This is a genomic window from Rhodosalinus sp., from assembly GCF_046542825.1.
Taxonomy (GTDB): domain Bacteria; phylum Pseudomonadota; class Alphaproteobacteria; order Rhodobacterales; family Rhodobacteraceae; genus Rhodosalinus.
In genome coordinates this window covers 1-11,624 of the sequence record NZ_JBKHAQ010000090.1, presented here as the reverse complement: position 1 = coordinate 11,624, position 11,624 = coordinate 1, and the positions used below count along the sequence as shown (strand labels likewise).

11 protein-coding genes are annotated in these 11,624 nt (G+C 69.4%); all 11 read right to left on the bottom strand.

The genetic code is table 11. The features are described 5' to 3' along the window. Positions 1-463: 463 nt before the first annotated feature. On the bottom strand, positions 464-2,707 hold the full coding sequence (locus ACLFOB_RS11545; protein ID WP_410926155.1) for a molybdopterin cofactor-binding domain-containing protein: 2,244 nt from the start codon (positions 2,705-2,707) through the stop codon (positions 464-466). A gap of 3 nt (positions 2,708-2,710) precedes the next feature. Beyond that, complete coding sequence (locus ACLFOB_RS11540) at positions 2,711-3,172, bottom strand: (2Fe-2S)-binding protein (RefSeq protein ID WP_410915797.1); 462 nt, start codon at positions 3,170-3,172, stop codon at positions 2,711-2,713. Positions 3,173-3,250: 78 nt separating this feature from the next. Further along, entirely contained in the window at positions 3,251-3,871 is a 621-nt protein-coding gene (locus ACLFOB_RS11535; RefSeq protein WP_410915798.1) for a YitT family protein, read from the bottom strand. Positions 3,872-3,972: 101 nt separating this feature from the next. After that, on the bottom strand, positions 3,973-5,190 hold the full coding sequence (locus ACLFOB_RS11530) for an NADP-dependent isocitrate dehydrogenase (protein WP_410915799.1): 1,218 nt from the start codon (positions 5,188-5,190) through the stop codon (positions 3,973-3,975). Between the two features lie 100 nt (positions 5,191-5,290). Continuing rightward, positions 5,291-6,508, bottom strand: coding sequence for a multidrug effflux MFS transporter (locus ACLFOB_RS11525; protein WP_410915800.1), 1,218 nt, complete (start codon positions 6,506-6,508; stop codon positions 5,291-5,293). Positions 6,509-6,565: 57 nt separating this feature from the next. Continuing rightward, complete coding sequence (locus ACLFOB_RS11520) at positions 6,566-6,913, bottom strand: potassium channel family protein (RefSeq protein WP_410915801.1); 348 nt, start codon at positions 6,911-6,913, stop codon at positions 6,566-6,568. After that, complete coding sequence (locus ACLFOB_RS11515) at positions 6,910-7,548, bottom strand: DsbA family oxidoreductase (RefSeq protein ID WP_410915802.1); 639 nt, start codon at positions 7,546-7,548, stop codon at positions 6,910-6,912. Before ACLFOB_RS11515 ends, ACLFOB_RS11520 begins: the two co-directional genes overlap by 4 nt. Continuing rightward, the gene (locus ACLFOB_RS11510) at positions 7,535-9,076 is read right to left on the bottom strand and encodes a class I adenylate-forming enzyme family protein (protein ID WP_410926154.1); all 1,542 of its coding nucleotides are present in this window, start codon (positions 9,074-9,076) and stop codon (positions 7,535-7,537) included. The genes ACLFOB_RS11515 and ACLFOB_RS11510 overlap by 14 nt, the downstream gene beginning before the upstream one ends. A gap of 42 nt (positions 9,077-9,118) precedes the next feature. Beyond that, a complete protein-coding gene (locus tag ACLFOB_RS11505) occupies positions 9,119-9,463 on the bottom strand; it encodes a hypothetical protein (RefSeq protein ID WP_410926153.1) in 345 nt (114 codons plus the stop codon). A 53-nt stretch (positions 9,464-9,516) separates the two neighbouring features. Further along, on the bottom strand, positions 9,517-9,636 hold the full coding sequence (locus tag ACLFOB_RS11500; RefSeq protein ID WP_410915805.1) for an entericidin EcnA/B family protein: 120 nt from the start codon (positions 9,634-9,636) through the stop codon (positions 9,517-9,519). Then, complete coding sequence (locus tag ACLFOB_RS11495; protein ID WP_410915806.1) at positions 9,633-11,459, bottom strand: extracellular solute-binding protein; 1,827 nt, start codon at positions 11,457-11,459, stop codon at positions 9,633-9,635. Before ACLFOB_RS11495 ends, ACLFOB_RS11500 begins: the two co-directional genes overlap by 4 nt. Positions 11,460-11,624 lie beyond the last annotated feature (165 nt).

Below are 11,624 nucleotides of genomic sequence, written 5' to 3'. Positions count from 1 at the left end.
CCGTTTCGTCCGTGACCGCGCCGGCTGGCGGGGGTCCAAAAGCCCCGAAGGTGCCCGACTGGCTCACCCTCCTGCCGGTGCCGCCATATGTCCAGGAACTCGATCCCATCGAGAAGTTTGGCCCCGCCTGCGCACCAACCGCCTCGCCATTTCCGAGTTCGAAACCGGCGAGGACATCGGCGCGCGATGATGCGCTGCCCGGAAATTCTTCGCCAACGACACCGCCATCCTGCGCTCGACTGCCACACGAGAATATGCCAATGCGGTCAAAGGCCAAGGCCGTTGGGATCAGGGGGGCAAGCCCGTAGTGGCCGGTTCCGTGCTCTCCGGATGAACCGGACTGGACATCGAACCTCCGCGGCGTTCTCCTGCCTCTAACGCGAAATCCGCGCCACTGCGGGCCGAGCAGTGCCAAGCTGTCGAGCATTCGCCAGCCGGCAAACACCCGGCGCCTTCGGCCACCTCAGACGAAACGCACCGACTTCGAGAACGGCATCTCGCGCAGCCGCTGCCCCGTCGCGGCGAAGATCGCGTTGGCGAGCGCGGGGGCGGCGGGCGGCACGGGCGGCTCGCCGATGCCGCGGATCTCCTCCGTCGTCTCCAGCGCGCGGGCCTCGATCACCCTGGGCACCTGAGGCAGGCGCAGCGTCTCGTAGAGATCGTAGTTGCGCTGCTCCACCCGGTGCCCCGCGAAGGTGAGTTCCGAGAACATCGCGTGCCCCAGCCCGAAGAGCGCGCCGCCGGTCATCTGCGCCTCGAAGTTCACCGGGTCGAGCACGCGGCCGACCTCTGCCGCGATGTAGACGGCGTCGATGCGGATGCCGTCCCCGGTGGCCGTCACCTCGACCACCTCGGCCGTGGGCACGCCGAAGGACAGACAGTAGGCCACGCCGCGCCCGCGGCCCTCGCCGGGCGTCGGCCCGTCCCAGCCGCACATCTCGCCCAGCGCCTCCAGCACCCGGCGCGAGGGCGCGTGCCGGCACAGGCGGATGCGCTCTTCCAGCGGGTCGGCGCCGGCGGCATGGATCAGCTCGTCCAGGAAGCCGTCGTGCAGGAAGCCATTGCCCGAGGCTCCGACCGAGCGCCAGGACGACACCGGCACGCCGCCCGGCACGCGATAGCCCGTGACGCGGTAGTTGGGGATGGCGAAGGGCTGATCCCATGCCCCCGCGACGATGGCGACATCGGGACCGGAGGCCGGTATGCCCGAGCGCGGGCCCTGGCTTGCCATGGTCGAATGCGCGGCGATGGAGAGGTCGTAGGCCTCGACCCGGCCGTCGCGCACCGCGCCGCGCATCCGGGCAAGCTGCATGGTGCGGGGGAAATCGTGCGCCATGTCCTCTTCCCGGCTCCAGGTCATCTTGACCGGCCGGCCCGGCACGCGCATCGCCACCTCGGCCGCCTGCCGGACATGCAGATCCTCGAGCCGGTGACCGAAGCTGCCGCCGATCATCATGTTGTGAACATGCACCTGCCCGGGCCGAACGCCCACGATCTCGGCCACATGATCCTGCACGAAGCGCGGGATCTGCGTGCCGGTCCAGACGTCCACCCGGTCGCCGCCGACCTGCACGGTGGCGTTCATCGGCTCGAGCGGGGCATGCGCGAGGAAGGGGACGCGATACTCAGCCTCCAGCACCTCGGCGCCCTCCAGCGCCGCCTCGACGTCGCCCTCGTCCTTGAAGCGGCTGTCGCGGCGGTCGTCGGTGAAGGAGCCGGCGAATTCGTCCCACATCGCGTCCGAGCTCTCGGCGATGGGCGAGGGGCCCCAGTCGATCCGCACCGCCTCTGCCGCGCGCATCGCGCGCCAGGTGTTGTCGGCGATCACCCCCACGCCGCCGGTGATCTGCACGATGCGCTCCACGCCGCGCATTCCTTCGGCCTCGCGGCTGTCGATGGCGGCCACGCTGTCGCCCCAGCCGGGATGGGTGCGCACGGTGGCGTGAAGCAAGCCCTCCTGCCTGTGGTCGATGCCGAAGTCCTGCGTGCCGGTGCATTTGGCGGCCATGTCGATGCGCTGCACCGCCTGGCCCAGGATGCGCCATTCCGAGGGATCGCGCAGGGCCACGAAATCCGGCGCCTCGACCTCCGCCGCCTCGGAGGCCAGATCGGAATAGGGGATGGCCGTCCCGTCGGGCAGGACCACCTGACCGGCGTCCGTGCGCAGCTCCGCGACATCGGTTCCCGTTCGCGCGGCGGCTGCCCGCTTCAGCGTCTCGCGCGCCACGGCACCCGCGCGGCGCAGCTTCTCGTAGCCGTCTGGCACCGTGGTCGAGCCCCCGGTGACCTGCATGCCAAGGAATTTCCCCGCCGCGTCGCTGACGCCCCCGCGCATGAGGCGCGCGATGATGCCGTCGTCGCTGGCCGCGACCGGCATCCCCTCGGAAACCACCTCCGAGTTGTAGTAGACCGGCGCCGGCGGGCCGAAGCTTGTGCGCACCTCGGCCGGGTCCACGTCCAGCTCCTCGGCCAGCAGTGCCGCCTGCACCTGCACCGCGCCCTGTCCCTTGTCGGCACGCGGGGTGATCAGCGTCACACCTTCGCCGTCGATCACCACCCAGGGGTTCAGCGCCACCGCGCCTTCGCCGGGCTCCAGCGGGTTGGGATAGGGCGCACGGTACCGCCAGTAGCCGAAGGCGACACCGCCCGCCACGGCCACGCTGCCGACGAGGAAGCTGCGCCGCGCGATCTTGCCGATGCTCGCCATCGCTCAGGCCTCACGCAGCCGCGCCGCCGCGTCGCGCACTGCCGCGCGCAGGCGCGGATAGGTCGCGCAGCGGCAGAGGTTCCCGCCCATCGCTTCGTCGATGTCCCGGTCCGAGGGCTCCGGCACCTCGCGCAGGAAGCTCGCCGCCTGCATGATCTGGCCCGGCTGGCAGTAGCCGCACTGCGCGACCTGTGCCTCGATCCAGGCGGCCTGCACGGGATGCGGTTCCTCGGGCGTGCCCAGTCCCTCGATGGTGGTGATCTCCGCGCCCGCGGCGTCACCCGCCCAGGTCTGGCACGACAGCACCGCCACACCGTCGAGATGCACGGTGCAGGCGCCGCATTGCGCGATGCCGCAGCCGTATTTCGTGCCGGTCAGCCCCAGTTCGTCCCTGAGCACCCAAAGGAGGGGCATGTCCTCCTCGACATCGACCTCATGGGTCTGCCCGTTGACCCGCAGTTCCATGCGCGCACTCCCCCTCTTCCGCCTGCATGAGGATAGCGCAGCGCCGCCGCGCGCCAAACGCTTCCCCTGCGGCAAGGCTCACGAGCGCGCGATGTAGCGGTCGCGGCGGTGGTTGACGGTGATGATCGTGTTGAGGATCGCCGCGCCCACCAGCGACCAGAGCACCACCGGCCAGGGAAAGAGCGCCAGCGCCAGCGCGAAGACGCCGAGATCGAAGATCAGCTGCACCTGCCCCGCCTTCATCGTGCCGCGGTCCTGCAGCCAGAGCGCGACGATCCCGACCCCGCCCAGCGTGGCGCCGTGCCGGAAGAGCGTGAGCAGGCCGGAGCCCGCCAGCACGCCGAAGAGCACGGCCGCCACCGGCGCGGGCACCGCGCCCAGCGGCACGGCAAGCGCCAGCGCCTCGACCAGCGCGCTCATCAGCGCGACGGCGGCGAAGGTCTTGATGGTAAAGCGCCAGCCCAGCTGCCGGATCGCAAGCCCGTAGAAGGGCAGGTTGAGCACGAAGAAGACCGCGCCGAAGGGCCAGGCCGTCGGGTAGCTCACCACCAGCGCCAGCCCAGCGATCTGCCCCGTCACGAGATCGCCCGCCCGCAGCATCAGCACCGCCAGTGCCACCATGACCGCGCCGACGATCAGCCCCTGCGCATCCTCGAGCGGCGTGTGCCGGTCGGGCGGCGGGGTGGAAAGAAGCTGCATCGCCGCCTCCTCGTGCGGACGCCCGGTCCCCGCCGCGCGCCCGCCCTTTCAATGGTCCCCCAATACCCCGGGGGTCCGGGGGCAGCGCCCCCGGGCGGCCCTCATGCCGCGCCGAGCGCCTTGTCGAGGGTCTCGCTCACCTTCTCGAGGAAGCCCATGGTGGTGAGCCAGCCCTGGTCGGGGCCGACCAGCAGGGCGAGGTCCTTGGTCATGTGGCCCGATTCCACCGTCTCGACCACCACGCGCTCGAGCGTCTCGGCGAAGTGGCGCAGATCCTCGTTGCCGTCGAGCTTGGCGCGGTGCTTGAGCCCGCCGGTCCAGGCGAAGATCGAGGCGATGGAGTTGGTCGAGGTCTCCTCGCCGCGCTGGTGCTGGCGGTAGTGGCGGGTGACGGTGCCGTGCGCGGCCTCGGATTCCACGATCCGGCCGTCCGGCGTCATCAGCTGGCTGGTCATCAGGCCAAGGCTGCCGAAACCCTGCGCGACGGTGTCGGACTGCACGTCGCCGTCGTAGTTCTTGCAGGCCCAGACGAAGCCGCCGTTCCACTTCATCGCGCAGGCCACCATGTCGTCGATCAGCCGGTGTTCGTAGGTGATGCCGGCATCCTTGAACTTCGCCTCGAACTCTGCCTCGAAGACCTCCTGGAACAGGTCCTTGAAGCGGCCGTCGTAGGCCTTGAGGATGGTGTTCTTGGTCGACATGTAGAGCGGCCAGCCCATGCCGAGCGCATAGTTCATCGAGGCGCGGGCAAAGTCGCGGATCGATTCGTCGAGGTTGTACATCGCCATGGCCACGCCGGCGCCGGGCGACTGGTAGACCTCGCGCTCGATCACCTCGCCGTCCTCGCCCTCGAAGCGGATGGTCAGCTTGCCGGGCCCCGGCATCAGGAAGTCGGTGGCGCGATACTGGTCGCCGAAGGCGTGGCGCCCGATGACGATGGGCTGCGTCCAGCCGGGCACAAGGCGCGGCACGTTGCGGCAGATGATCGGCGCGCGGAAGACCACGCCGCCCAGGATGTTGCGGATCGTGCCATTGGGGCTGCGCCACATCTTCTTCAGCCCGAATTCCTCGACGCGGGCCTCGTCGGGGGTGATGGTCGCGCATTTCACCGCGACGCCCACTTCCCTGGTCTTCTCCGCGGCGTCGATCGTGATCTGGTCGTCGGTGCGGTCCCGCTCCTCGATCCCGAGGTCGTAATAGAGCAGATCCACGTCGAGATAGGGCAGGATCAGCTTCTGCTTGATGAAGTCCCAGATGATCCGGGTCATCTCGTCCCCGTCCATCTCGACGATGGGGTTCTCTACCTTGATCTTGGCCATGGGCGCGGGTCCTCCGATGAGCGCGTTCGCGCGCCTTCTAGCCGAGGAACCGGCGCTTGAAAAGATGGTATGCGGCGGTATACAGATGCGCGCCCGGTGCTCACGCCCGCGCCGCGGCCCGCCCCTCGATCATCCTGAGTCGCAGCATCAGCACCAGCGCGGCCACCCCCATGACGAACACGCCCGTGGCCAGCGGCAGGGGCGTGCCGTCGAACATCAGGCCCACCGGGATCGCCAGCATCACCGCGAGAACGGTAGAGAGCCCGCCGATGATCGACGAGGCGAAGCCCGCGATGTGGCCCAGCGGCTCCATCGCCATGGCGTTGATGTTGCCCACCGTCAGCCCGACCTGGAAGAAGAGCGAGGTCTGCCAGATCACGAAGAGCGCGAAGAAGAGCGGATCGGGCGGCGCTGCCAGGATGATCGCGATCATCGCACCAGAGAGCACGCATTGCGCGGCGAGCGCCACGGTGATCAGGAACCGCATCCCCAGCCGCATCACCAGAAGCGCGTTGAGCAGCGTGGCGCTGCCCGCGATCACGGCGACGACGCCGAACCACAGCGGAAAGCTCTCCGCCCGGCCGAAGGTCACGTCGAAGACCGGCTGCACGCTGACCAGCATCGAGAACATCTGCCCGAAGACCAGCGCCTGCACCAGGATCGACAGGCGCACCATCGGGTTCATCGCGATCTCGGCCGCCGCCGTGGTCAGCGCGTGCATGCGGAAGGGGCGGCGCATCTCGCGCGGCAGCGGCTCTTCCAGCCGCAGCGCCATCCAGATCGGCGCCACCAGCCCGAAGAGCATGAAGGCCACGAAGATCGCCCGCCAGCCGGCCAGCGCGATCATCCCCGCGCCGATCAGCGGCGCCACCGCTGGCACCAGCGTGAAGACCATCATCACGAAGGACATGATCTGCGCCATGCGTCGGCCCGCGTAGAGGTCGCGCACGATGGCCACCGCCACGATCCGCGGCGCGGCGGCGCCCAGCCCCTGAAGGAACCGCGCGACGAGCAGCATCTCGAGCGAGGTGGCCACAGCGGCGATGCCGGCGGTCACGATGTAGAGCGCGAAGCCGCCGTAGATCACCGGCTTGCGCCCCAGCGCGTCCGACAGGGGGCCGGTGAAGAAGGTGCCCACGCCCATCCCCAGCACGAAGACGGTGACCACCAGTTGCGCGCGGTTGACATCTTCGGGTGTCAACGCCCGCCCGATCTCCGGCAGGGCTGGCAGCATGGCGTCGATGGAAAAGGCGATGATCGCGAACATCATCGCCATCAGCGCGACGAATTCGGGCTGCGACTGTCTGGACGGGGGCATGGGAAACCTCGGGATGCCGCGCGCCGCTAGCACATCGCGCGCAGCGACGCCAGCGACCTAGCCATTGCCGTCCCCGTCGTGCGGGTGACGATCGTTGCGCCCGTGGCCCCACTGTCCGATCAGCCACTTGGTATGTTCCTGCCGCTTGCGCATGGCGAAGCTGCCGAACTGCTGGACCGCGACGATGAAGACGCTGAGGCCCACGAAGATCATCACGGTGGTCCCGATCTTGCCCGCCGCCGTCTCGGGCACGAGCGAGCCGTAGCCAACGGTCGAGAGCGTGACCACCGTGAAGAAATAGGCATCCAGCCAGCTCCACCCCTCGACGTATCGGAAGAAGACCGTGCCGCCGGCGATGATGGCGACCAGCGTGCCGACGATGGTGAGCGCGCTGACGAGCCTCATTCCTGCGTCTGCTCCCTCAGTTCGCCGATCACCTTGCGCCAGAGCTCGGTGGGCTGCGCGCCGGGCACCGCGTGCTGGCGCGCGACGATGAAGGTGGGCACGCCGGTCACGCCCATCTCGCGTGCGGCCTTGTCGCGGGCCGCGACCTCTTCGCGGTCGGCGTCGGAGGCCAGCAGGCGCAGCACGACGGAGGCGTCCATGCCGCGCGCATCCGCGATGTCGGCCAGCACCTCGTGGTCGCCGATGTCGCGCCCGTCCTGGAAATAGGCGCGGAAGAGGGCAGAGGCGACGGCGGTCTGGCAGCCCTCGATCCCCGCCCAGCCGATCAGGCGGTGCGCGTCCAGCGTGTTGGGCGTGCGCTCGATCTTCGACCAGTCGATCGAAAGCCCCGCCGCCTCGGCGTGTTCGGCGATCTGGGAGTAGACCTTTACCGCGCCATCCTGCCCGCCGAACTTCGCCTCCAGATAGGCGCGGCGGTCCATGCCTTCGGGCGGCATGTCGGGATTGAGCTGGAAGGGGTGCCATTCGATCTGGAAGGGGTGGTCCGGCTCGGCCTCGAGCGCGCGGTCGAGCTGCGCCTTTCCGATGTAGCACCAGGGGCAGATCGGGTCGGAGAGTATGTCAAGCTTGACCATTGGCGGCCTCCGCAATCGTTTCGTCCCATGTCTCGCGCAGCCTGCGGCGTGAGAGCTTCCCGTTCGGTCCCGTGGGCAGCACGGCGGTCCTGATCCAGAGGCGCGGCTGCTTCCAGCGCGCCAGTCGCTCGGCAGCGAAGGCGGAAAGTGCTTCTTGGTCAAGCGGTTCCGGCGCGGTGTAAAAGCAGGCGATGACCCGCACCTGGTCCTTGAGCGCCACGTCCGTCACGGCCAGCGCCTCGATCCCCGGAAAGGCGCCCAGCGCCGCCTCGACCTCGGCCGGCGAGACGCGCACGCCGCCCGCGTTCATCAGGTCGTCGGCCCGCCCGTGATAGGCAATGGCGCCGCTTTCGTCCATCGCGCCCAGGTCGCCGGTCAGGAACCACTCGCCCGCCATGCGCGCGGCGGTCGCTTCCGGCGCGCCCATGTAGCCCAGCATCAGGCCCGGATCGCCGCGTGCGACGGCGATGGTGCCGGTCTCGCCGATTGCCACAGGCCGGTGATCCGGCCCCAGGATCGCCAACCGCCGCCCCGGCTGCGGCCGACCCAGGGTGCCGGGCGGGGCAGGGGCGCCCGGCGCGGCCGAGACGAAGGTGGAACATTCCGACATCCCGTAGGCTTCGTAAACCGCTGTTCCGGTGGCGGTTTCCCAGTCCGCGCGCGTGCCATCGGTCAGCTTTTCCCCCGCCGAAAGGCCATGCCGCAGGCGCGGCGCGCGGGTCTTTCCCCAATGCTTCAGGAGTTTTCGGTAAACGCCCGGAGAGGCGGCGAAAATCGTCGCGTCGTGCCGCGACAGGAGCAGCGGCAGGGTCGCGGGATCAGTGCCCGATGCCGGGATCAGCGCCGTGGCACCCAGGCTCCACGGGTCCAGCAGCCCGGTGCCCAGCGTATAGGTCCAGTTGAAGGCGCCCGCGTGCATCAGCCGGTCTTCGGGCGTGAGGCCATACCAGCCCTCGTGCATCATCCGCCGCGCCCAGACGGCGCGATGGGCGTGCATCACCGCGCGCGGCGTGCCCGCGGTGCCGGAGGTGAAAACGACATAGGCGAGCCGCTCGGGATCGCCCATCGCGTATTCGGCCCGCGGCAGATCGCGCATCGCGCGCAGGTCGGGCAGGGGGATGCGACGTAGCGTATCCGGCGCGGCAAGCCCCGCGTCGTGCAGCATCGCCGCCGGCGACAGAGCCCTGGCCAGCCGCGCGACCTCGGGCGCGGTCAGCGCGGCCGAAAGCGGCACGGGCACGATGCCCGCCGCAATGGCGCCGAGGAAGGCCAGCGGGAAGTCCACCGTGTTGTCGAGCCGCAGCAGCACGAGATCGCCGGGAACAAGGCCTGCCTGCAAGAGGCCCGTCGCCGTGCCCCTGACCGCCGACTCCAGCCGCGCGTAGCTCCAGCGTTCCGAGCGTGACGGCCCAAGAACGGCGAGCGCCACCTTGTCGGGCAGGCGTGCGGCCGGCGCCAGGACATGCGCGGCAAGATTGAAGGGCGCGGGGCAGGGCGGCGGCGCCCCCTGATCGAAGACGGACAGCATCCGCCCTTGCTACGGAGCGCGCGGCCCGCGCGCAAGGCCGCGTCAGTCGCGCCCCATCGGCGGGTCGGGCACCCGCTCGTCGCCGAAGGCGTCGTCATCGGCCAGCGGATCCTCGCCCTCGGGGATGTGGCGCGCGCTTTCGCGGATGTTCGCGTTGTCGCGCGTCTCGTCCATGAGCACGTCGACGGGCGGTTCGCCCATCTGCCATTCCACCAGTTCGGCGCCGGCCACGGTGCGCTCCATGCCGGTCGCGCGGGCGATCGTGTCGATCACCGCCTCGCGCTCGCCGTCAAGCGCCAGCAGGTCGGCCTCTGCCACCTCGGGCCAGCGTTGGGCGATGACACGGGCATAGGCAGGCCAGTCGGCGCGAATCTCGGTCCAGTCCATCTCGGGGCTCCCTCCTGTTGCCCCGTGAACGCCGCCCGCGCGCGCCCCGTTCCCTACCAGAACCAGCCCTGCACCGTGCGCGCCGCGCCAGAGATGTCCTGCCCGACGCCGTCAATGGTCGCGCAGCCCGAAAGCGCCGCCACCAGCCCCAGAAGCGCGATTGCCCGGATCATTCCCTTGTCTCCTCGTGCCACCAGACATCGGGCAGGAAGCCTGCCCAGTCCCCGTAGATCGGCAGCGTGTCGGGGTATTTCAGGTCCGCCGCATGGGCGATGTAACTTTCCGTCCACTGATAGAACGGGATCACATAGCGCCCCGCGGTCAGGATGCGGTCGAGCGCGCGGGTGGCCGCGACGAACTCCGCGCGGCTTTCGGCGTTCAGCATCTCGTCGATCATCGCCTCTGCCGCCTCGGACCGCATCCCCATCCAGTTGCGCGAGCCCGGCGTGTCCGCCGCCGCGGCCGACCAGTAGAGTCGCTGTTCGGTCCCCGGCGACAGCGACAGCCCCACGCGATAGGGCGTCATGTCGAAGTCGAAGGCGCTGGTGCGCCGGGTATACTGCGCGTCGTCCACGGTGGTGATCGTCATCTCGATGCCCAGCCGCTCCAGCGTGCGGGCGTAGATGTCGGCGATGGCCTGGTGCTCCTGCGCGCCCTGCCGGATCAGCAGGTCGAAGGCGAAGTGCCTGCCGTTCGCGTCCACCAGCCGCCCGTCCTCGACCCGCCAGCCGGCCTCTGCGAGCAGCCGCGTCGCGGTGCGCAGGCCCGCGCGGTTGCGCGCCGTGCCGTCGCTTTCGGGCAGCGCGTAGCCCTCCAGCGTGCCGGGCAGAAGCTCATCGGCGAAGGGGTCGAGCAGTGCGCGCACCCTGCCCTCTGCCGGCCCGGAACGCATCCCCAGTTCGGAGTTCGAGAAATACGAGGTGATGCGCGGCTGCCGCCCGCCGGTGAGCGTGTCGTTGACGGCCTCGAAGTTGAAGGCGGCGAGCAGCGCCTCGCGCACGCGCCAGTCGGCGAAGAGGTCGCGCCGCGTGTTCATCACGAAGCCCGTCATGCCCGAGGGGCGGCCATGCGGGATGCGGGATTTCTCGATCTCGCCGCGGCGCACCGCCGGAAAATCGTAGCGCGTTTCCCAGGCGTCGGCGTTGAACTCGCGGTGCGCGGTCAGCATGCCCGCCTTGAACGCCTCGAACAGCGCCGCCGAATCGCCGAAATACTCGTAGCGGATGGTGTCGAAGTTGTGCGTGCCCGCGCGAAAGGGCAGGTCGGCGCCCCAGTAGTCCGGGTCGCGCTCGAGCGTCAGGGAGCGGCCCGGCTCGAAGTCGCCCACGACATAGGGCGCGGTGCCGATCGGAATGTCGGAAAGCCGCCCGGCGGCAAAGTCGCGCCCCTCGAACTGCGCCTTCTTCAGGATCGGGCGCAGCCCGGCAAGAAGCGCAAGCTCCGGGTTGTCCGAAGAGAAGGTGAAGCGGACGCTGCGCGGCCCCGTCGCCTCGGCCGTCTCGGTCGCGTCCCAGAGCGCACGGTAGCGCGGATGCCCCTCCGTGCCCAGGATCTCGTAGGACCAGAGCACGTCCTCGACCGTGACGGGTGTGCCGTCGGAGAATCGCGCCTCTGGCCGCAGGGTGAATTCCACCCATTCACGGTCGGGTCCCGTCTCGACCGATTCGGCGAGAAGACCGTAAAGAGTGAACGGCTCGTCCCAGCTTCGCCCCATGAGGGATTCGTAGGCGAGGAAGCGCAACTGCCACGGCGCCGTGCCGGCGAGGGTGAAGGGATTGAGCGTGTCGAATCCCCCCGTTTCGCCAAAGACGATGCGCCCGCCCTTGGGCGCGTCGGGGTTCGCATAGGGCAGCGACACAAAATCCGGTGGGAGGGCGGGCTCGCCATACATAGCCATGCCATGCTGCGGCGCCGCGGCAGCCGTGGTCGCAGCGGTTGCCAGAACGCCCGCAAGCCCTGCGGCGGCCCGGCCGAGACGGAAAATCACTGATCGCATTTTTGCAACACTGCCCGTGTGCCCTTGTTTTCTTGGGCCCAACGTATCGCGTCCGCCGTGGGTTTTCAAACTTTTAGCTTGGCGGCCGGCGCCGGATTGCTTATAAGGGAGGCACTGCTCGATAGGTTTCTTGCCTGTATGAAACCTGCCTCAACAACTGGACGC